General features: G+C 35.2%; 17 protein-coding genes. 1 reads left to right on the plus strand and 16 read right to left on the minus strand.

Features of this window, described 5'->3' with window-relative positions; all coding sequences use genetic code 11:
* Window positions 1–12 precede the first annotated feature (12 nt).
* Window positions 13–2,193: a glycosyltransferase family 39 protein gene (locus AC4CVH_RS09825; protein ID WP_490787587.1), complete on the plus strand. Its 2,181-nt coding sequence runs from the start codon at window positions 13–15 to the stop codon at window positions 2,191–2,193.
* A 49-nt stretch (window positions 2,194–2,242) separates the two neighbouring features.
* Here the strand turns inward: AC4CVH_RS09825 and AC4CVH_RS09830 are convergent, their stop codons facing one another.
* From AC4CVH_RS09830 to AC4CVH_RS09905, 16 genes are all read right to left on the minus strand, one after another.
* Entirely contained in the window at window positions 2,243–5,251 is a 3,009-nt protein-coding gene (locus AC4CVH_RS09830; RefSeq protein ID WP_490787588.1) for a pectate lyase family protein, read from the minus strand.
* Between the two features lie 15 nt (window positions 5,252–5,266).
* Window positions 5,267–6,820 (minus strand): glycoside hydrolase family 28 protein, encoded by a 1,554-nt coding sequence (locus AC4CVH_RS09835; protein ID WP_490787589.1) that lies wholly within the window; start codon window positions 6,818–6,820, stop codon window positions 5,267–5,269.
* 13 nt (window positions 6,821–6,833) lie between these two features.
* Window positions 6,834–7,478, minus strand: coding sequence for a lactate utilization protein (locus AC4CVH_RS09840; protein ID WP_490787590.1), 645 nt, complete (start codon window positions 7,476–7,478; stop codon window positions 6,834–6,836).
* 12 nt (window positions 7,479–7,490) lie between these two features.
* Window positions 7,491–9,032, minus strand: coding sequence for an MFS transporter (locus AC4CVH_RS09845; RefSeq protein ID WP_490787591.1), 1,542 nt, complete (start codon window positions 9,030–9,032; stop codon window positions 7,491–7,493).
* A 64-nt stretch (window positions 9,033–9,096) separates the two neighbouring features.
* On the minus strand, window positions 9,097–10,185 hold the full coding sequence (locus AC4CVH_RS09850) for a glycoside hydrolase family 88/105 protein (RefSeq protein ID WP_490787592.1): 1,089 nt from the start codon (window positions 10,183–10,185) through the stop codon (window positions 9,097–9,099).
* Window positions 10,186–10,305: 120 nt separating this feature from the next.
* Window positions 10,306–11,088, minus strand: a complete 783-nt coding sequence (kduD, locus tag AC4CVH_RS09855) for a 2-dehydro-3-deoxy-D-gluconate 5-dehydrogenase KduD (protein ID WP_490787593.1) — start codon at window positions 11,086–11,088, stop codon at window positions 10,306–10,308.
* Window positions 11,089–11,116: 28 nt separating this feature from the next.
* Window positions 11,117–11,947, minus strand: coding sequence for a 5-dehydro-4-deoxy-D-glucuronate isomerase (gene kduI, locus AC4CVH_RS09860; RefSeq protein WP_490787594.1), 831 nt, complete (start codon window positions 11,945–11,947; stop codon window positions 11,117–11,119).
* A gap of 167 nt (window positions 11,948–12,114) precedes the next feature.
* Window positions 12,115–12,876 (minus strand): IclR family transcriptional regulator, encoded by a 762-nt coding sequence (locus tag AC4CVH_RS09865; protein WP_490787595.1) that lies wholly within the window; start codon window positions 12,874–12,876, stop codon window positions 12,115–12,117.
* 87 nt (window positions 12,877–12,963) lie between these two features.
* Window positions 12,964–13,794 carry an HAD-IIA family hydrolase gene (locus tag AC4CVH_RS09870; protein ID WP_490787596.1) on the minus strand — a complete coding sequence of 277 codons (831 nt, stop codon included), beginning with the start codon at window positions 13,792–13,794 and terminating at the stop codon, window positions 12,964–12,966.
* The gene (locus tag AC4CVH_RS09875; protein WP_490787597.1) at window positions 13,784–15,175 is read right to left on the minus strand and encodes a sn-glycerol-1-phosphate dehydrogenase; all 1,392 of its coding nucleotides are present in this window, start codon (window positions 15,173–15,175) and stop codon (window positions 13,784–13,786) included. The genes AC4CVH_RS09870 and AC4CVH_RS09875 overlap by 11 nt, the downstream gene beginning before the upstream one ends.
* A gap of 40 nt (window positions 15,176–15,215) precedes the next feature.
* A complete protein-coding gene (locus tag AC4CVH_RS09880) occupies window positions 15,216–16,073 on the minus strand; it encodes a PTS system mannose/fructose/sorbose family transporter subunit IID (protein ID WP_490787598.1) in 858 nt (285 codons plus the stop codon).
* Between the two features lie 24 nt (window positions 16,074–16,097).
* Window positions 16,098–16,856 carry a PTS mannose/fructose/sorbose/N-acetylgalactosamine transporter subunit IIC gene (locus AC4CVH_RS09885; protein ID WP_490787599.1) on the minus strand — a complete coding sequence of 253 codons (759 nt, stop codon included), beginning with the start codon at window positions 16,854–16,856 and terminating at the stop codon, window positions 16,098–16,100.
* 35 nt (window positions 16,857–16,891) lie between these two features.
* Window positions 16,892–17,365, minus strand: coding sequence for a PTS sugar transporter subunit IIB (locus tag AC4CVH_RS09890; RefSeq protein WP_490787600.1), 474 nt, complete (start codon window positions 17,363–17,365; stop codon window positions 16,892–16,894).
* Window positions 17,366–17,379: 14 nt separating this feature from the next.
* Entirely contained in the window at window positions 17,380–17,802 is a 423-nt protein-coding gene (locus tag AC4CVH_RS09895; protein WP_490787601.1) for a PTS sugar transporter subunit IIA, read from the minus strand.
* A 247-nt stretch (window positions 17,803–18,049) separates the two neighbouring features.
* Window positions 18,050–20,641 (minus strand): sigma-54-dependent transcriptional regulator, encoded by a 2,592-nt coding sequence (locus AC4CVH_RS09900; protein ID WP_490787602.1) that lies wholly within the window; start codon window positions 20,639–20,641, stop codon window positions 18,050–18,052.
* Between the two features lie 141 nt (window positions 20,642–20,782).
* Window positions 20,783–21,922 carry an acyl-CoA dehydrogenase family protein gene (locus AC4CVH_RS09905; protein ID WP_490787603.1) on the minus strand — a complete coding sequence of 380 codons (1,140 nt, stop codon included), beginning with the start codon at window positions 21,920–21,922 and terminating at the stop codon, window positions 20,783–20,785.
* Window positions 21,923–21,935: the final 13 nt, after the last annotated feature.

The following is a 21,935-nucleotide window of genomic DNA, read 5'->3' on the forward strand; positions in this document are numbered from 1 at the left end:
GGAGGAAACTTTATGGGAAAACTTAAACTTACAAAAGAAAGGATTGCAATATCTCTTGTAATTTTATTATCTGCAATACTGAATTTTGCAAATTTAGCTATAGAAGGATATGCAAATGAGTACTACGCCTCTGGTGTAAAAAGTATGATGATGAATTTTAAAAATTTCTTCTTTGTATCTTTCGATCCTGCTGGTTTTGTATCTATAGACAAACCACCTTTAGGGTTCTGGATACAGACAATATCTGCAAAAATATTTGGTTTCAGCGGCATGAGCATACTTCTGCCACAGGCTCTGGCCGGTGTAATATCAGTAGGCCTAATCTACTATATGGTAAAAAGATCTTTTGGATTTTCTTCTGGAATAATATCAGCCCTGTGTCTGTGTGTTACACCTGTATTTGTAGCTGCAAGCAGAAATAACACTGTAGACAATCTTTTGGTCGTATTTTTGCTAATTTCCTGTATGTTCCTGTCAAAGGCAGCAGAACAGGGAAAACTGAAATACCTGATAATAAGTCTTGTACTTGTCGGTCTCGGATTTAACATAAAAATGCTTGAGGCATATATGGTAGGACCTGCAATATATATAACCTACTTGATTTCAGCTGCACTGCCTCTAAAGAAAAGAATCATTCATCTTGCTGTAGGAACTTTGGTATTACTTGTAATATCTCTTTCCTGGGCTTTTGCAGTAGATCTTGTTCCTTCAAAATACAGACCTTTTGTTGGCAGCAGTACAAATAACACTGTTATGGAGCTCATATTTGGACATAATGGTCTTGAAAGATTAAGCAGTTCCAGCGGCGGCATGGGTACGGGCGGTGCTCCTGGAAATGGTTCCAAAAAATCAGGAAACAATCAGATGAAGCCTCCTGAAATGAATTCAACAAACTCTTCACAATCAGGTGCAAATAGCAGCCAAAGTGGTAAACAAAATGCCTCTCCTAGTATGTCAAACCCTCAAGGTAATTCCGGAGAAAAGCCAAACTTTGGAGGAGGCCAAAACAAATCAGGTAAAAATTTCAAAGGAAAATCCGGCATGCCAAGCGGCGGACCCGGCGGAGGAATGTCAGGCCTTTCCGGAAGTTTCGGAGGACAAACTGAAGCTGGAGTTGCACGATTGTTTTCAAAAAATGTACTGTCCGATCAGATAGTCTGGTTTATACCTCTTGCTTTTATAGGATTTATAGCAGCAGCACTGGTGGAAAAATTAAAAGGTTCCTTCAATAACAAGAAAAAACTTGACCTTATATTGTGGTTTTTATGGTTTTTTCCAGAATTTATATATTTTAGTTACACAAAGGGACTGTTCCATCCGTATTATCTTACTATGATGGCACCTCCAGCTGCAGCACTGTCCGGAATTGGAATTACCTCTATGTGGAAGCTTTATAAACAGGGCGGCATAAAATCATTTATTCTCCCCGTAAGTTTTATAATAGAGGGAATCGTTCATCTTGTTATGCTGTCATACTTTGCAAGCAGTATTTCCGCTTCAATAAAAGCAGTAATAATTGCAGCTATAATCTTATGCTTTGGAGCATCAGCTTTACTTATACTGTTTAGTTTTATAAAAAATAAAAGCTTAAATACCGCAAAGATACTTACCGCTGTATCCCTTGTTGGAATTCTGACTACACCTGCTATAGGCGCTTCTGCTACCATAACTCACTCTGTAAATGGATCAATTCCTGCCGGCGGGCTTGAACTTTTATCAAACAGTGATAACTCAAAACATGGACCTGGCGGTACAGGCGGTGGAAAAATGGGTGCTGAGAATGCAAACAGCACGCTTATAAGTTTTCTTGAAAAGAACGCTTCCAACTCAAAGTATGCACTTGTTGTATCAAGTTCCAATACTGCAGGGAGTATAATCTTGGAAAGCGGTCAAAGCGTAATGGCTCTTGGAGGCTTCTCAGGTTCTGACAAAATACTTACATTAAGTCAGTTTAAAGAACTTGTAAAAAAAGGTGAAGTAAGATATGTCCTCTCGGGAGGAATGGATGGTAGAGATTCCAGCCAAATCATGTCCTGGATTCAGAAAAACGGGAAAAAAGTTTCTGAAGATTTATGGAACAACACAAGTTCAAAGAAAAATCAAACAAACAAAGACTCTAAAGACAGTGGCTTTGGCGGTATGGATAATATGAGATCTCAAACATTATATGATTTAAAGGGCACTGTAAAATAAGTAAAAGGGATGAGACATTAAAAATTTTAGTGTCTCATCCCTTTTTAATTTAAAATCTTGCTCCAATTACGCCACCATCACTTGAAAATTTTCCGTATTGACTTTTAGGTGATATTATACATGTTCCGCCTGTGTTTAAAGTTCCATCTGTATTTCTCCAAACTTTATCAAAATCAGTTCCCACAGCAGGAATATTGGTGTTTATAAAATCAGATTTTTGTATTCCATTTGAAATAGCTTCGCCTCTTTCATTGGAATTCTTTACATCTACACTCTGCTTGTTAGTTACCTTATACCATTTTTTACTGTTTGTATATACAATGTGATCCCCTGTTAAATTTTGCAATTTATCGGATGTACCATTGGTTGTATATGAAATTGAATTCGACAAGGTGGCATTTTTGCATCTGTACAAACTAAAATTGTTTTTACCGCCTCCCTGATTATTATCAAAAGCTGTACAATTTACAACTTGAAGAGCGGAAGGATTGTTGTTGTCTGTAAAACCATGGTGAAGATTTTCTATCGCAAGACAGTTTATAATCTTGTGTGGCGTTGGTACTCCAGATCCACCAAGTTTAAATCCATTCCCATCACAACTTGATTTTGTTTTTCCATCTTCTGTTCTGCCATTTCTCATGGAAATACAATTTTCTATTGTAACTACCCCTATTGAACCTGTTGCTTTCTTTGCATAAAGATCCCATCCATCATCACTGTTATTGTAAGACAAACATCCATTAAAAACATTTCCATTACCACAAGTAAGCTTTGCTGCAAATCCATCTGCATTCTCATAAGTTGCAGGATCACAATTGTTTTTGGAAGTACAGTTTATTACTTTGTTATAGCTTGGAAATTTGTTAAAATCAGTTACAGATGAACTGCTTCTGCTTATTTGAAGTCCTGAATCCTTATTTCCATCAAATATACATCTCTCAATTACATTGTGACTTCCTGAAAGCATCATTCCATTGTCTGCCGCATCCTTTATCCTAATTCCTGATATATTCCAGTAGTCTCCATTAAGTTGAATTCCTCTGTCATTTTTGGAGGTATCACTTGTATTATACGGTTCTTTTGAAAAATCCAATATTACATTTGAACCGCTCATGGATTTTAATACATTTGGTGCATCACTTCTTCCACTTGCATTTATCGTTATCTGTTTATCAAATGTATAGGTTCCATCCTTTAAAATGATTGAACTTGCCTTTCCATTTTCCACCTTTGATAAAGCAGTTAATAAATCTACAGGATTGTCATAAGTTCCACTATTTTGTGACTTTCCATTTGGAGATACGTATACTTCAACTCCTGTTGAATTTAAACTTGCACTGTTGTTGTACTTTTTATTCACTTGTATTAAATTTTCTCCAAATGATACTATTCCTGACTGATAGCCCCTTATTTTGCTCATAAGATTTTTGTCCATAGAATAGCTTCCATCATCAGTATCCGCAAATTTCCACGAAAAATCACCTCCATCTACTCTCCCTGCATAGGTAGTAACAATTGTCTTTACATTCTCTGGTAAATCAACACTGTATTTATACATAGATGAACTTGTATCAAAGTTATCATAGGTATTTCCCCCGGCTGCTGTTTTATAGGAAGCTGGTACCTTTTCATCTCTCGACTTTGCAAGATAGGCATCAAACTGTGATGAATCCTGATTTGCATAAACAAGTCTTTCCGCCCCTTCTACTCTGTTGTTGTATGCCTTTATCATTCCTCCGTCTTCACCTGAAAAAGTACCCTTGGCATTTTTATATACATCCGTGCCCTGACGTGAAATCAACATAGGATCTTTGCAGTTTCTAAAGTAATTTGCCTCAACAAACGCAGAACCACCCATTGTTACACCTACACCATACTTTGAATTTCCATCAAAATAGTTGTTGTATATGTGAATACTACCAACTCTTATGCGTGGATGCCTTGAATCTGAATGATCAAACCAGTTATGATGATATGTCACAAAAAACTTTTCCTTGTCCCCCATTCCGCAAAGAGAAGTCTTCCCCGAATCATAGAAATGATTGTAAGAAACAGTAACATAAGTTGAATTTTTCTTTATATCACAGGAACCGTCACCTTTTGCCTGATCTGCATCTCCACCTGCAGTACCATAGAAAAAGTCATTGTTGTGAATCCATATATTTTCATTGTTCGTATCAAGAGAGACTGCATCGTCCGGGAAAAGCATTATTCCAATATTTCTAATTTCCACATTGTGTGCACTTCTCACAAGAAATCCCCATCCATACGCTGTAGCATCTTTCCCAACACCTTCAAAAGTTACATTATAACATCCTTTAAGCTGAAGATATCCATTTCCGTTAAGTCCCTTTATTTGAGATGATTTAACCTGTCCTATCATACGAATTACAAGATGTGTTTTGTCATATCCCTTTTGACGTTTTGCCAGAATATCAGTAAGCCCGGTGCACTGTGTTTTGGAACCCTTGTTGTTTGTAATAACCTCAGCTGTTACAGTGTTTACATTATACGGTGTTATATACAGTACTTTTGCATCCTCTGGAAGAGTACCATCATCATTATATCCACCTGATGCTGTACCCATAGGCGACGCTGCTGAAAATCCAAATCCCTCTCTTTTGTTTTGAGCAACGCTTAGAGTTTGGGTAACAGACTCCTTGGAACTATCCAAATGTCCATTTATAATAGGAACTATCTTCAGTACATATTCCCCTTTCTCAAGCCCTAATACATCAGCCCTAAAATATGAAGCATACTGTCTTATCAATTCACTGTCCAATTTTTTGTAACTTGAATCAGGATCACTTTTAGACTTGAAATAGACATTATATCCGGAAGCTTCCGATACAGGTTTCCATTCTACATTTGCAGACTCAAGCCATCCTGAACTTTCAGTTATTTGAACCTGATCATTGTTCTGAGATAAAACCGAGATACTATTTTTAGAAGTATAATTTGAAGCTGCACTGACTCCGAAAACCGGAACCATTACCATGGATGAGGCCATAACCCCTATAATTGCCTTTCGTGAGAATTGCCACACACTTTTTTTCATTTCATCTCCCCCTATTTAATTTCTAAAATACTTTTCTATATTTGACTTTTCAACATCCTCTGTAAGTGAATTTTTCACCTTTACATTATCAAGCAACAGGTTCTTTATATTATTGAAGTACATTCCATTTTTTTTCATAGGCTGGATAAAGCTCATCATATCCGCATATCCTTCTTTGGCATTTTCATCAAAATCTACAAATACATTCTTCATTTGAACTTTTTCAATTTTTCTTTCTGGAAGTCCATACATAAATGCAGCACAAACTGAAGAATTTTTGCAAACCACATCTTCTATGTTTATTTTTCCAACATATGGAGTATTACAGTCAACCGGAAGCTTTTCCTTGCTCCATACATATTCCGTCTTTCCATCCGAATCACAAAAATAAAAACAGTTTACGGCAAATGGAGTTAAAACCTTGTTCATCTCAACATTCTTGAGGCAAATATTGTCTATAATTCCCTTTGAACCTCTTCCCCTTCTCGTCTTTACTCTAAGTCCCCTGTCTGTTTCATCAAAAATGCATTTTTCTATGAAAACATCCATAACACCAGATGACATTTCACTTCCTATTACAACTGCCCCATGTCCCGATTTCATACTACAGTTTCTTACCTTTATATTCTTAGATGGCACAGGGTCTTTTTGAGCTCTTGCAATTTTTCCCGATTTTATTGCAATACAATCATCTCCCACCGAAAACACATCTCCACAAATTAGTACGTCTTCGCAGGACTCAGGATCAAGTGCATCGGTATTTGGAGCATCAAAGGGATTCTCTATATTTAGATTTATAAATTTTAAATGCCTGGACATTAAAGGATGAATTGTCCATGATGGAGAATTTTTTATGGTAACTCCCTGAAGCAGTATATTACTACAGTTATTTATATATACTGTTCTTGGTCTGTAGGCAATATTTTTCTCCTTGGGTTTGTACCACCATGTGTCAAAATCAGCATTTCCATCAATTACACCCTTGCCTGTAATATTTACATTTGACACCCCTATTCCTGTAATAAGGCTGGCAAATATATCCTGCTCACAGCCTTCCCAGGATCCAAGATAGAATTCATCCTTCTGTCCTTTGACTGTCCCTTGAAGTATAGGATAGTCCTTTCTATCTTTTAATCCTAAAAGTACTGCCCCTTCTTGAAGTTCAATAGTTATATCACTTTTTAAAAATAGAGGTCCAGTCAGATAAATCCCTTTTTTGACTATAACTCTTCCATTTTTAGGACAACTTGCTATTGCCGCCTGTAAAAAACATGTGTCTACACTTTTTCCGTCTCCTACTGCTCCAAAGTTCCTTACATCAACAAAACCAGATTCCTCATTTGTTTTTATACTGATTTTTTCGCTTTTTTCTTTAGTTTTCGAATTCTGTGACCATACAGTGTATTCTGTGCTTGGCTTTAAATTATTTAGTGTAAATACATTTTGTTTTACTTCGAATACCCTTTTATCATTTACATAAATATCAGCTTTCTCATCACAGTAAAAACAACTGCTGCTGGTTATTTCAAAAGAAGCCGATGTGGAAGTCAGACAAAGCAGTTCCAGCATTACAGATCCCCCCTTAATAGCCTAATTCCTGAGCTACTATTATAATTTTTATTCTTCCTTCAAACTTTATCCCATTATGAATTATCGTAGTGAAATTACATATCCTTTTTTTGCAGTCACAGTCTGTACAAAATCCTGTTTCAACACAGGGAGTTTCATGGTGTATTCTTTTGGAATTCATAGGGGCAATCTCCCTTATTCTCTTAAAAGCATCATCTATGTTTTCAACTATTTTGTTTACACCGCATACTATTATGACATTTTTAGGACCGAATATCATAGGTGCCACTCTGTTTCCTGTACAATCTGTATTCACAAGTTCCCCATTTTTAGTTATGGCATTTGTTCCTGTTATAAGATAATCTGCTGTAAGTGACTTTCTATGAATTTCTACTATGTCAGGATCAAAAGGAAGACTTTTATTGTATCTGTCAAAGAATTTATACTTTCCCTTTCTCAAAATTTCCACAAGATTCATGACGGCAAGTGTTTCAGATCCTCCTATTGCCACAGTTGAATTTTCCTCTATCATTGAAAGCAGGAGATTTTTCCCCTGTTCCAAAGTTTCTACATAAGAAGCCTTGAAGTGTTTTTTATTTAAAATTTCCACTATACTTTTAGCCTTGCATATATTTTTCCACTGTTTTATTTCTTCCATAAAGGCTCACCTCTATACTCTACTAGCATTGTCAATATTATTTTTGTTTGTATATGCCACATTATTATTGCCAAAACACTTGTCATATTGCCATCCTGTTAATTCCTCAACAGCATTTTTTGCTTCTTCAGTAACATCTTCTTTTTCTCCACCTGCTTTTATTCTCTCAACTTCATCTACGAGAAGTTTATGTGTTTCCTTTGTGAGTTTAAACCTCTTTGATGCAATCCATGCTATTGCAAGAAGTACGATAGGAACAACTATTGTAACTACAGCTATTCCAACAATTGCACTGTGCGGCTGGACAGGGAATATATGCTTTTTTGCATTTGCAGCCTTGAATCCAAAACCTGACAGAACAACTCCAAGTACAAAAGGTTCAATTGCAGAGGCCAATTTTCCAAATAAACCGTTTACTCCATTGTAAACCCCTTCTCTTCTCTTCATAGTTATAGCTTCATCTATATCTGCTATAAATCCCATTTGATAGGTAGGAACATAATCCACCGCAGTTTTTCCTATAAGATGAACTATGGCAAACGTTACAAACAATACAATCGTCATTGAATTGTATCCGACAAGTGAAAGATACAGATAACCTGCACTGGCTGCAAAAACTATTGTAGATCCTATTCTATAAGTTTTAGGCCCTCCATATTTGTATGCAAGTATTATATATACAAATAGTGCAATACAGGAAATAATTGACGATACACCGTTTACATTAGACAGTACTACAGTTGATACTCCAACAACATATATTGCAAAGTAAGTAAGCACTCCTCCTGCAAGCTGCTTGAATACACTTCCCAAAAACCACATTACAGTATGAAGTCTAAATGATCTATTTCTCATACTTGAAGATATATCTATTCCAAGTTTTCTAAATATCTCTTTCAGTGATCCAGCTGCATCTTCGTATATAACTGTCTCAGGATCTCTTTCATATACATTTAAAATGAAGAAAATCAATGCCACTGTAACTATTGCTCCATAAATCAAACCTATATACCTAAATGCATCAACAGAGCTTTTTCCATACTTAACAAAGAGATGTGCCGTCAAAAATCCTGTGAGAACATTGGCTATAGTTCCACAATATTGCTTTCCACCAATTAATTTTGCTTTTTCTGCTGCACTTTGTGTCATCTCTGCAGGAAGCGTTGTACCTGGTACGAAAATCAAAGTGTATGATATCTCATATATAAAATTACAGATAAAATAGAATGAAAAGGATTTATACGGAAGCCACAGTACCGGGAATATAATTGCAATTCCAACTATTCCTATGAAAATAATTGGTTTTCTTCTTCCAAATTTCTTTCCTAGTGCAGTTCTTCCAAGACTGTCGCTTATAAAACCTATAACTGGATTTCCAACTGCATCTACAAGCCTTGCAATTGAAAATATAAGTCCTGCCTTTACCGGGTTTATTCCACAAAAGCTTGTATAAAAATACATCAGCCATGCAGACATTAACCCCTGTGCCCCACTTCCAAGAAAATTTATACTGGAATAACCTATTATATTTCTTAACTTTATTCTCTCTTTCATAATTTGTTCCCTCCAATAAAATTTAAATCATATTTACTTTTTATTTGTACCGATCTTTTACATATTATTGAAGTAATTCATATTCTGCTGACGCAAGCAAAAATGGACCGAGTCCTTTTGGCTCATTGCTGACTATTGGTTCGCTTATATAATACGCAAAACTACCGTCTCTTCTTGTTTTTCCACCGAGTCCAGCTACTGAACATATTTTGTTTAGATTTATGAATCCATCTTTAGTTTCCGATACGAATTCCCTAATAAGACCCTTGTAGGATTCTTCTGCCTTTTTAATCAGTTCTTCGGACAAGTATCCTTTTCTGGTGCCTTTTAGTAATGAATACGCTATCATACATGACCCTGAAGCCTCTATATAATTTCCCTTTCTTGCTCCCTGATCAAGCACTTGATACCATTCATTCGTATCTTTATCCTGAACCTTAAGCAAAGCCTGTATGCAATCATTAAAAATTTCAATGAGTTTTTCTCTATAACTGTTTTTCTCCGGCAGAACTTCTATAGTATCAGCAAGAGCCATTACATACCATCCCATTGACCTTCCCCAAAAGTGTGGTGACAATCCCGTATTCTTGTCGGCCCAATACATTTTCCTTGATTCATCCCACGCATGGTATAGAAGCCCCGTTTTTTCATCCTTTAAATTTTTTTCACATTTTATAAATTGTGATGCAACATCATCAAATTCTGATTCATCTCCAAATTCTTTTATATACTTGGCATAAAAAGTTGCACCCATGTAAAGTCCGTCAAGCCATACTTGATTTGGATACATTTTTTTATGCCAAAATATACCTTCTTTAGTTCTTGGCTGTCTATCTATCTGTGCCCTCAAAAGTTTAAGTGCCTTTAAATATTTTTCTTTCTTCGTTGCCTTGTATAAGGTAATTAAAATTTTTCCATTGTTCAAATGATCAAGATTGTATTCATCCTCCCTGTATCCTTCTATAGTCCCATCTTCTTTTATAAATGCATTCATAACCTTTTCAATGAAATCAAAATACTTTTCGTCGCCTGTACTTTGCCATACCCTGGCTATTCCATCCAATGTCAATCCATATTCATATCCCCAGTGATCTGTCAAATTTATGTTTTTTTCAATAATTGAATCAGCCATCCATTTTGAGTATTCTTTCAATACACTCACTCCTCTTCTAATATTTTGTAATCAGCATAATTGTTCACGTGAACAATTATGCTGATCATAAGTACATGCTGTTCAAAAAAACATTTTTATTCTGAAACAACATATATATTATTACCTAACAAGCCATCCACCATCTACTGCAAGTATATGTCCATTTACATAATCAGACGCACTCGAACACAAAAATACCATTGCACCCATTAATTCTGATGGTTTTGCCCAATGATTTGCCGGTATTCTTGAAAGTATTTCGTTACTTCTCTCTTTATTTCTTCTTATAGGTTCTGTATTTGCTGTTTCTATATATCCCGGTGCAATTCCATTTGTTTGGACATTATAGGCCGCAAGTTCGCTCGCAAAGGCTTTTGTAAGTCCTGCAACAGCATGCTTGCTTGCAGTATATGCAGGTACAAATTTTCCTCCCTGGAAACTAAGCATTGAACATACATTTACTATTTTTCCGGATTTCTGTTTTACCATATAAGAAGCTGCCGCCATGCTCAAATAATACACTGCATTCAGATTTATATCAATTACAGTTTTCCAATCCTCATCCTTATATTCAAGAAGAGGGGATCTTTTTATAGTTCCTGCATTATTTATGAGTATGTCTACTTTTCCAAACCTTTCAATGCATTTATCTACAACTGCCTTTGCGTTCTCTTTTTTGCTGAGATCGGTTTTATAAAACCCGACCCTTACACCCTGCGACTCTGCAAATTCCTTTATCTCATCAAAACTGCTGTTATGAGTTACTATGAAAAGATCAGCTCCCGCTTTTGCAAGTGCTGCAGAATATGCCTGTCCAAGTCCAGTATTTCCTCCAGTAACAATTGCAACTTTACCTTTCAATTTAAAAAAATCCAATGAAAAATTTTTTAGTCCTTCATCCATATCATTCACTCCCTTGTATTGTAAAGCTCTATCTTAAACTCTTGGTTTCTATATTATCCATATCATCATATGACTGGTTTTCACCACACATTGCCCATATAAAAATATAATTCTTTGTTCCTACTCCTGCATGAATTGACCAACTTGGAGATATAACCGCCTGCTCGTTTTTCATTATTATGTGTCTTGTTTCCTGTGGTTTTCCCATGAGATGAAATACCCTGTCATTTTCTCCAAGTTCAAAGTAAAAGTATACTTCCATTCTTCTATCGTGAGTATGAACAGGCATTGTGTTCCACATATTATTTGCCTCAAGTGCTGTCATCCCCATTTGAAGTTGGCATGTCTCAAGAACGCTTGGATTTATATATTTGTTTATTACTCTTTCATTTGAATTTTCACAGTTTCCTGTTTTTGTATGCTCTGCCTTTTGAAAATCTATATGAACTGTTTTGTAAGTTTTGTGTGCTGGTGAAGATGCCGCATAAAATTTTGCAGGTGCAGATGGATTTGCTGATTTGAATGTTACATTTTTTGTTCCTTTTCCTATGTAAATTCCATCGTATTTTTTCATGGTATAGGTTGTACCATCTGCTGTAATTTCACCCTCGTCTCCTATATTTATTATGCCAAGTTCTCTTCTTTCAAGGAAATAGTCAACTCCAAGTTCCTTTCCAGCCTCAAGTTTAAGCTCTTTTTCCTTTGGCATTATTCCCCCAAATATTATTCTATCAACATGACTGTAGGTAAATAGTATCTTGTCCTCTTCAAATATTGTCTCTACCAGATAATGCTTCCTAAGCTCTTCCGTATCATATTTTTTTGAATCTTCCGGATCAGTCGCATATCTTATTTCCATTTTTTAATCATTCCCTTCCATTTGTTTTATTCGTATCGTGAACTATAGTTTCATATTATGAATTTACTTTTATTATACAAAATATGGCTGTAAATTTCAAGTATATATGCAAAAAAATATGGGCGATCAACATTTTTTTTATATTGATTACCCATACTTAAAAATCATCAGTATTTATATCCAAGCTTTTTGGAGATATCTTTAGCACACTTAACCAGCTGCTCTGAAACATATTCAATTTTTTCATCAGTCAAAGTTATTATGGATCCAGATACACTTATAGCTCCGCATATGGCTCCATCGTAATTTTTAATAACAGCCCCAAGGCATATGATTCCCTTCTCGACTTCCTGATTATCAATAGCATAACCTTTTAATCTTACATCTTTCAAATTTTCCTTTAATTCTTCAAGTTTCACTATTGTATTTTCAGTATATACTTTTTTATCGCTTTCATTCCATATTTTTGCAACTTCATCATCCTCGAGTTCAGCCATTATTGCCTTGCCCATGGCTGTACAATACATTGGTTTGCTCATACCTATTCGTGTATACATCATTATTGACTTTTCAGGTTCTATCTTATCAATATAGACTATACGGTTTTTTTCCCTAACTACAAGATGAACAACTTCCCCTGTTTTTTCCACAAGTTCCTTCAAATATGGTTTTGCAGTAGGAGCAAGATCTATTTTACCAATTTTTCTGCTTCCAAGTTCAAACAGCTTCAAAGTTAGAAAATACTTGCTTGTATCCTGATTTTGCTCCACATAGTTTTTATGAATTAAAGTATTTATCAATCTGTAAACGGTACTTTTATGCAAACCTGCTTTCTCACTAATTTCGGCAATTCCAATTCCATCCTCATAATCAGCCAAAACTTCAAGAATAGATAGTGCCCTTTCCACTGATTGAACTAATTCCTGCATATAGCTTCCCCTCTATCTTATAAAATATATCAAATAATATTGTATCAATTTTGATATTCAACTTCAACATACCTCATAAGTAGTCTACTATATCTTTAAAAATAAATTTTTCAATTCAAGCAATGAATCAAATACAAGCGTTGGTTTTATATCAGACTTTTCAAGATCTTCCTCTTTTGTCTCACCTGTAAGTACAAGTATAGTGACTGACTCATTTCCATTCCCTATTGCAATATCCGTATATAATCTGTCACCAACAAAAGCTATATCTTTTACATCAAAGCCTGTATCAGCTGCAATATAACCCAATGTATGTTTGGAGGGCTTTCCAAAGAACTCCGGTTTAACCCCAGTTGATGCAGTTATCATGGCGCATATTGAGCCACAATCCGGCATAAATCCATTTTCAACCGGACAATTAAAGTCGGGATTGACTCCTAGAAATTCAGCACCATTTCTTATAAAGCTGCATGCTTTTAATACGTTTTTATATTCAAGAGATGTATCAAATCCAACTACAACTATATCCGCATTTTCATCAACCAATTTTATGCCTGCTTTTTCAAAATCTCCCTTTAAATATTTATTTCCAAGCACAAATACTTTTTTATCCGGCATATTATTCTTAATGTGACTGATTATTACCTGATTTGAAATCAACATCATATCATCTCTCAAATCATAACCCATATTTTTTATCTTTTCTATATACATTGCCGCATTTTTAGATGAATTATTGGTAAAACATTTGAATTTTATATTGTTTTTATCAAGAATCTTGAAAAACTCCATAGAGCCTTCCAAAACTTTATCTCCGAGATAAACCGTGCCGTCAAGATCAAATATGAAACACTTTATCCTGCCAAGCAAATTAGAAGCAGCCTCACCATGTACTTTTATTCTGCCTTTATCTTTCATTTAAATCACTTGCCCCATTTAAATATTCTACTATGCCGCCTGCAAATTTTTGAAGAAGTCCAAGATCTGACAACATAGTCAGTACTGTATACCTGGTTCTTATTTCCTTTGACATCAAAACCGCATCTAATACAAGTTCATTTTTTATTCCTATTTCTTCAGGAAATATTGGAGCTCCAGCTTCTCTGAGTATGTTCTGAATTTCACTTGTTTTCGGAATTTCACTCAATATCTGTTTTATCTTTTCCTTGTTTTTCTTTATACTATTAATTCTTTTAATTCTTTTTTCAACGGAAGTAGTTTCATCTTTCCTGCTTATTTCAATAATTCCATTCGCCGCCTCTTTAAACGTATCATTAACTTTTTGGGTCCATTTATCAATATCAAAATCTTCAGCAGCAGACACTGCACTATCAAAATCAACATTTTCACTTAACAGCATTTCTCTCAACTTAGTCGTTATAACTGTATTTACACCAACTTTTCTTCCATGAAGTATTGCCTTTTTATGCTCAAACAGCAGCATCATCTCAAAATAGTGCGCCAGATGGTGCTCACAGCCTGACGCCGGTCTTGAATTTCCAACAAAGCTCATGGCTATTCCTGTAAGTACCAAAGCTTCCATTAAACTTTTTATTGCATCAGGTTCTCTTTTCTTTATTCCATGCACATTGTCGATACATTTTTTTAAAGAATTTTGCACCATTTTCACCGTGACATCACAGTAATATTCATCGTTTACAACTTTGCTCAGCTTCCAATCGTTTAGCGCCGAATATTTTCCCAATATATCACCAAATCCAGCTAATATCATGTCTTCCGGAGACTTCTTAAGTATGTTCACATCTCCAATTACAGCCTTTGGCACCGAAGCCTCATAAGTTATTTTCAAATCTCCAACTATAAGAGCTGCACCATTTGAAGCAAATCCATCCATAGATGGTGCAGTGGCAACAATAATAGAAGGTATCCCTGTTCTATAACTTACAAATTTTGATAAATCATTCAGGCTTCCAGTTCCAACTGTAACTATGGCATCTATATCTTTATCAACCTGTATAAGCAATTTCCCTACTGCCTGCTCATCCGGCACAAGATCCTCCTCAACTGAAAATACAAATTGTTTGTATCTAAAGTTGCTTTTTTCAAGAATCTGTACAGCTAATTCTCCTGCCGCCTCATATGTGTGCGAATCACAGACAAGCAGTACCTTTTTTAACTTGTACTTTCTAAGAAGCTCCGGAAGCCTGTTTAAAGCATTTTCTTCAATTATCACATCTTCCAATTCAATATAATGCTTCCTGCCGCAGCAGCATTTTAAATCATCTCTCAAAAAATCACTTAATCGCAGGCTATCCACATTTTCAAGCGTAAGATTCATAAATAATACTCCCTTTCATTACAGTACTATACATTTATTTTTAAAATATTCCCATTATACCGGTAACCGTACCCAAAGCTATAAGAATTCCCATAAGTTTTATAGGTGAAACACCTTTTTTTACAAGGTGTAAAACCCAGAGAGTTAAAACCAGTGGTACCAATCCAGGCATTAACTTGTCCAAAAGATCTTTTTGGAGACTAAAATTCACTTCTCCCATTTTAAACGTTATAAACGTTTGCAGATTTACGAATCTTCCTACAAGCCCGCCCATTACAAGTGTTCCAAGAAGTGAAGCGGCCTCAATTACCTTGTTTATTTTACCTCCTTTTAAAATTTCTTCAACAGCTTTTTTACCGAATTTATAACCATTAGTCCACATTGTAAAAGAAATAGTTGTCATTATAACATACTGTGCAATTAGAAATATTATTGGGCCTACTATATTTTGTGTGTTTGTTATGCCAATACATATAGCAAGAATTATTGGTGTAATGACTCCCTGCGTAAGAGTATCTCCAACTCCTGCAAGTGGTCCCATAAGTCCTGTTTTTATAGCATTCAAACTTTGATCAGTTATTGGTTTGTCATTTGCCCTTTCCTCTTCCATCGCTATAGTTACTCCATGTATAACCGAGCCGCATATAGGTTCAGTATTAAAAAACGATAAATGTCTTTCAACCGCAGACTTTCTCTCTTCTTTGGATGAGTAAAGCTTTTTTATAACAGGCATCATGGAATGTGCAAATGCTGTAGCCTGCAATCTCTCATAATTGTAATTCGATTGTGCAAACATAAACCATCTAAACCAGCTTTTAATTATGTCTTTTTTAGAAAGCTTTTTTTCGTCTCTGCTATTACCGGACTTATTCTCAACCATTGTATTTGAATCTTTCATAAGAAACCCTCCTTAATGACAATTCTAAGCTTTCGCGGCAGAATTGTTGTTTTTTATTGAAGTTATAGTCAGTGCAAGTATTACTCCTATTATAGAAATAATAACTATGTCCAGCTTGAAATATACTGCCATAATTACTCCCAGGAAGAAAAATGGCATTGTAAATGAATTTCCTATCAGTTTCAAGTTCATTGCAATTCCAAGTGCAGGAAGCATAGCACCTATTACATTAAACACATGCAGTACATTTTTGTTCAAAACACTCAAGAGACCGTCAACTGCATTTGGACCATAATAAGCTACAAGCATTGCAGGAATAAAACTCAATAAAAACAGTACAATTTGAGGTGGAACTATATTTATAAAAGATACCTTGTCGATATTTCCTTTTTCAACTTCCTTGTCCGCCCAATGAACAAAGAAAGAATTTATTGTCATTTTTCCAATCCACAGAATAGTAGCTACTGTTCCAAGAGGTACAGATATTGCCATGGCTGTTTTTACATCAAGCCCTGATGCTATTGCAAGTGCTGTTCCTATATATCCTGCAAATGACGGATCTCCCATTTGGGCTCCTCCTGCCGATATAAAACCGAGATAAATTACATTTATTCCAGCTCCTATAAGTGCCCCCTCGAGAGGCTGTCCCAATATAATACCAGTTATAAATCCTGCAAGCAGTGGCCTGTTAAATGTGAAGAATCCTACATAGGTAAACCATGGACTCCAAGAAATATAATAAAAGATACCAATTAACACTGCCTGCAATAAAGTAATATGCATTTGTACTTCATCTCCTTTGAATTATTTTAATTGGACTACAATAATTTTGATACAGATATTTGCTTTGCATCGGGAACTATTTGCAAAAATACGTTTACACCTCTATTTATAAGATCCCTGAATGCATTTCTCTCTTCCTCCGAAATAGATATATTTTTATAAAGCTGCTTTCTGCCTTTCCTTGCACCCATCCCCCCCAAGTTGAGTTTTTTAATATCTACACCTGCATCCAAAAGTGCCACTACTGTAAGAGGCGTTTTTACAAGAACAATTACTTTCTCTCCTGTATCATCGCTATTTATAAGCTTTGATGCATCCTCTACTGTAAGAACATCCACAGAAAGTGAACTTGGCGCCGCAGATTTCAATACCAAATTCATAAATGAATCTTTTGCCACTTCATCATCTACTACAATAATTCTGTTTGCATTTGTAACTTTTGACCATGCCGTAGCCACCTGTCCATGTATCAATCTGTCGTCTATCCTTGTAAGAACAATATTCAACATAAAAAACAACTCCTTTACATTTTTAATTTAATTTGGTCAAACAACTCTTTTATTCCCTGAGTTCCACAGGTCATACATGCCTCTGTCAGGTTTTCAAGGTTACACCCATCTCGTGTAGTAAGAGCCTCCAACAACATCGGCAAATTAACTCCTGTTATGCACCTGAACTTTGAACTTTGAATTTTACCTGCACTAAAAGCCGCTGCATTATATGGACTAGCACCAAATAAATCTGAAAAAACCAAAACACCATCGCCATCGTCAAGAGAGCTTATAGTATCTTTTACTTTTACTGAAAATTCCTCAATGCTGTCTCCATAATGAAGTCCCAAATATAATACACGTTCTTGTCTTCCAACAATCAGCTGGGCTGTTTTTAAAATTTCCTCTGCAAGGTTCCCATGAGTTATCACAAGTATCCCAATCATAAAAATCATCACTTCCTCTATTCTAGTAAAATCAATCTTTCAGTTATTTATCTAGCAATATCCATGCCAGTTATATCATTCAAAGTGTATCAAAACCCCAGAAAGGGTTTATATAAAAGAGTTTTCATACCCGATCTTTAGACTTTCCAATTAACTATTTTGTATTAATATCAATTTTGAAAGACGTGTATTATTATTATGTGTATTAAAAAAGTACCTGAATTCATAAAACATAAATCCAGGTATCATAGTCTTTTTAAAACTCAAAATCTGTTTTCAGCATTTCGACAATATATGCAAATTCAGAATCCGGAATCTTTACACCAAAAGTTTCCTCTACAATCATAAACTTATCCTTAACTATATAAAACAAAGCTTTGTTTTCATTTTTTATAATATGAACATTTTTATACGGCAATGGATCATTTCTTATAACTCTCTCAACCATACAAGAACAATGAAATAAAAATTTTATACACAATATAGAAGACATTTGCTGCTTGCACTCTTTCTCAATGCTCATTATAATTTTATTGAGCACTTCAGATATTTTATTTACATCAAGAAAGGTAAGCATATCCTTAAGCATGTCAATCGTTTTATCCTGATACTCAAGCTTTAAATTGTTTATTTTAGGCTGGGTACTTACCTTTACCCTTTCAGCTATCAGCGGACTTATACTCTTTACACTGTCCACCAGTATATCCAAATCCATATTTGGTTCCACAGCCTTTCTTGCAGCCTCAATTACCATGGGTGTACTGACCATTTTTACATATCTTGTAGGTATTCCTGTCCTACTCGTAATTATATCTGAAAATGTAGTCAAAGAACCCATATCAACAAGAATGAGCACACCTTTTCCCTTGTTTATTTTTTTTACAAGGTCAATGGCTTTTTCCAAAACTACATTTACCCTTTCCTCCAATGGCATATCAAGTGCATAAATACAGTCATAACCAAGAAGAGTTTTTGTAACCTGAACCATATTTGTTGCCGTACTGTATCCATGAGCAATTACAAGTACCTGTATGTCTCCTTTGGTGTTGCTTTTATTTGCCCAGTATATAAACATGGTCATAAATGCCACTTCATCCTCCGGTATACTGACTTGAAACTTCTCTTCAACCTTTTGCTTTATTGTTTCAGAAACTATGTATTCTTTCTTGTGGTCTTTATAAGCCTTTTCTATTTTCGGATATATTGCAATTTGTTTAAGTTTTATTCTTTCCAACAAAGTTTCTATATGAAGTGAAATACTGTATATTATTTTTGAATCAGGCTTGTTTGTTCCATATTCATTTATATTAAAAGAATCTTGAACCATATCAATTATTTCAGGTGTTATTATTTTGGAAAGTACTTCTTTTTTCAGTTTTATTTTTTCAGTATTTTCGTGAAAACAGCTATTATTGAAGTATTCCTTTATCCTCCTATTTATACTCTGCTTGATCTGCTTATTTGTCAAACCGTTTTCATATAATTTTTGTGCATCCTGAAGCATAGTTTCATATAAATCGACTTTAATCTTATCATCTTCATATACAAATATATTGCTGTTTTTAACATCATCCCTATCATCCATATGTCCATTAAAAAATATATTTTCAAACCCATCAAAATCAAAATTTTTAATTAATTCATGACGTTTGTCATTCACTTCAAACAATCCATACTTAAATCTATCGGACAATTGAGAAATCTCAACTTTGACATAATCCTGATCTTCAGTAATGTAATCTAAAAATGCATTCGCACATATAAGTTTTATGTCATTTCTAAGCTGTCCTATGTTGCCCGGACACTTATACAAAAGCAGTGCCTTCAAAACATCTTTTGACACACTCACTTTAACTTTTATTTTTGACGACTCTTCACTAAAAAAACTGCATATAAACTTCATTCTCTCTTTTAAGGTTCTTTCTTCAATGTCAGGTAACCTTATCACCATCTGTATTCTTCTAAGAAAAGTGTCAAGCATGACTGACTTGGGATCTTCCGTAGTAGCTGAAATTATAAGAACATCTGCTTTTCTCATATTTTCAGATTCTCCCAGTCTATTGTATGTACCCCTGTCCATTATGGAAAAAAGCATTTCCTGACCTTCTGCAGGAAGTCTGTGAACTTCATCCAAAAATAATATACCGCCATTCGCCTTGTCTATAAGTCCGGCCTTGTCATTTTCAGCTCCTGTAAATGCATTTTTAGTATGTCCAAATAGATGAGACATCAGAAGTTGTGGATTATCTGCATAATCTGCACAATTGAAAATAATATACGGAGATTTGGCTCCAAGTCTTCCTTTTTCCACCGCATATCGATACATGATTTCAGCAAATGTAGTCTTTCCAACACCTGTAGAACCCGTGAGAAGTGTATGAAGTCCCTTTGGAGGATACAATATAGCAGCTTTGGCCTGCCTTACTTGGGTTTTAAGGCTTCCATTATACCCTATTATTTGACTAAATATTCCCATTTTATCAGCTTCATTACTTTTATTCTCAATGTTTGCATCACTTCTTAACTTATCAGTTACATCATGGATATCCCGTATAATATAATTTTCCACCTTGACATTGAACATACTTTCAAGACTTTCCTTGTCAATATACATAACTGGTTTTCCAAGTATCTTGACAATTTTTTTCTCTTTTACAAGAACATTTAATTCCTTACTTGTATTATTTCTGTTTATGCCAATTCTCTCAGCTATGAACTGTGTATCAAATCCCACTCTGCCCGAACTGTCACAAGTACCCCGAAGCTCCAAATCCCTGCTTAACTCCCTAAGCTTGAAATACACACTCTCTTTTCTAGTCATTTTAACCTCATTAAAATCTTTTCTCATAAAGGCTTCCCCATTTCTCATTTTATATTATAAACTAACTAGACAGTAAAGAATTGAAAATTTAATCAGCTCTACTAATTATATCATCCGATGAACAAAAATATACCGCAGACATTATCGTCTGCGGTATATTTTATACCTCTATCTAAATAACTTTCCACTTATTATGAGTTTCTGTATCTCGTTTGTTCCTTCATATATCTGGGTTATTTTTGCATCTCTCAGCATTCTTTCAACTTCAAATTCTTTCATATAGCCGTTTCCGCCAAGCATCTGTACAGCTTCAGTCGTAACATGCATTGCTGCATCTGTGCATGCGATCTTGGCTTTAGCAGCAGACAAGCCATAGTCCCTGCCTTCCTGTTTGTCTATGGCAGCTTTGTATACCATATACTTTGCCTCTTCTATCTCAAGTGCAAGTTCAGCCATCTTGAATGCAAGATACTGTTGCTTGAACAAAGGCCTGTTGAACTGTATTCTTTCTTTCATGTACTGTTTTGCACGATCAAAAGCTCCTTCTGCTATTCCAAGTCCCTGTGCTGCGACACCTATTCTTCCTCCATCCAATGTACTTAATGCTATTTTAAGTCCTTTTCCTTCTTCCGATACAAGATTTTCTGCCGGAACCTTGCAATTTTCAAATACAAGTTCCGATACCTGTGCAGCTTTTATTCCGCATTTATCTTCTATCTTACCTATAGAAAATCCAGGATATCCTTTCTCAACTATAAACGCAGACAATCCTTTAGGTCCTTTGCTTTTATCAGTTATACCAAACACAAGAAAAGTTTCTGAAAGAGGTCCGTTTGTAATGAAGCATTTAGTACCGTTTAGAATATAATAATCGCCTTTCTTCTCTGCAGTAGTCGTTGCTGCCGATGCATCTGAGCCTGCATTTGGCTCCGTCATTCCAAATGATCCAAATTTCTTTCCAGAAAGTATATCCGGAAGATATTTCTTCTTCTGCTGCTCTGATGCATTGTTGATTATTCCTCCTGCACACAAAGATGTAGTTACTGAATATGATATACCAACAGATGCATGTACCTTTGAAACTTCTTCAACAGCAAGTACATAAGAGAGGTAGTCTGCACCTGCTCCACCGTATTCTTTTGGATAAGGCAATCCTATAAGTCCCATCTCACCCATCTTCTTATACTTGTCTATCGGGAATTCACTTTTCTCGTCATTATCTATAGCTATTGGCTTTAATTCCTTTTCTGCAAATTCTTTTACCATTTGTTGAACAAGCTTTTGTTCTTTTGACAATTCAAAATTCATATCGCATTACCTC

The sequence above is a fragment of the Clostridium pabulibutyricum genome, assembly GCF_058242705.1.

What these genes read in the sequence shown, in the direction of transcription:
- AC4CVH_RS09825 (WP_490787587.1), top strand. Translation starts at nt 13, where the DNA reads ATGGGAAAACTTAAACTTACAAAAGAAAGGATTGCAATATCTCTTGTA.
- AC4CVH_RS09830 (WP_490787588.1), bottom strand. Translation starts at nt 5,251, where the DNA reads ATGAAAAAAAGTGTGTGGCAATTCTCACGAAAGGCAATTATAGGGGTT.
- AC4CVH_RS09835 (WP_490787589.1), bottom strand. Translation starts at nt 6,820, where the DNA reads ATGCTGGAACTGCTTTGTCTGACTTCCACATCGGCTTCTTTTGAAATA.
- AC4CVH_RS09840 (WP_490787590.1), bottom strand. Translation starts at nt 7,478, where the DNA reads ATGGAAGAAATAAAACAGTGGAAAAATATATGCAAGGCTAAAAGTATA.
- AC4CVH_RS09845 (WP_490787591.1), bottom strand. Translation starts at nt 9,032, where the DNA reads ATGAAAGAGAGAATAAAGTTAAGAAATATAATAGGTTATTCCAGTATA.
- kduD (WP_490787593.1), bottom strand. Translation starts at nt 11,088, where the DNA reads ATGGATGAAGGACTAAAAAATTTTTCATTGGATTTTTTTAAATTGAAA.
- kduI (WP_490787594.1), bottom strand. Translation starts at nt 11,947, where the DNA reads ATGGAAATAAGATATGCGACTGATCCGGAAGATTCAAAAAAATATGAT.
- AC4CVH_RS09865 (WP_490787595.1), bottom strand. Translation starts at nt 12,876, where the DNA reads ATGCAGGAATTAGTTCAATCAGTGGAAAGGGCACTATCTATTCTTGAA.
- AC4CVH_RS09870 (WP_490787596.1), bottom strand. Translation starts at nt 13,794, where the DNA reads ATGAAAGATAAAGGCAGAATAAAAGTACATGGTGAGGCTGCTTCTAAT.
- AC4CVH_RS09875 (WP_490787597.1), bottom strand. Translation starts at nt 15,175, where the DNA reads ATGAATCTTACGCTTGAAAATGTGGATAGCCTGCGATTAAGTGATTTT.
- AC4CVH_RS09880 (WP_490787598.1), bottom strand. Translation starts at nt 16,073, where the DNA reads ATGAAAGATTCAAATACAATGGTTGAGAATAAGTCCGGTAATAGCAGA.
- AC4CVH_RS09885 (WP_490787599.1), bottom strand. Translation starts at nt 16,856, where the DNA reads ATGCATATTACTTTATTGCAGGCAGTGTTAATTGGTATCTTTTATTAT.
- AC4CVH_RS09890 (WP_490787600.1), bottom strand. Translation starts at nt 17,365, where the DNA reads ATGTTGAATATTGTTCTTACAAGGATAGACGACAGATTGATACATGGA.
- AC4CVH_RS09895 (WP_490787601.1), bottom strand. Translation starts at nt 17,802, where the DNA reads ATGATTTTTATGATTGGGATACTTGTGATAACTCATGGGAACCTTGCA.
- AC4CVH_RS09900 (WP_490787602.1), bottom strand. Translation starts at nt 20,641, where the DNA reads ATGAGAAAAGATTTTAATGAGGTTAAAATGACTAGAAAAGAGAGTGTG.
- AC4CVH_RS09905 (WP_490787603.1), bottom strand. Translation starts at nt 21,922, where the DNA reads ATGAATTTTGAATTGTCAAAAGAACAAAAGCTTGTTCAACAAATGGTA.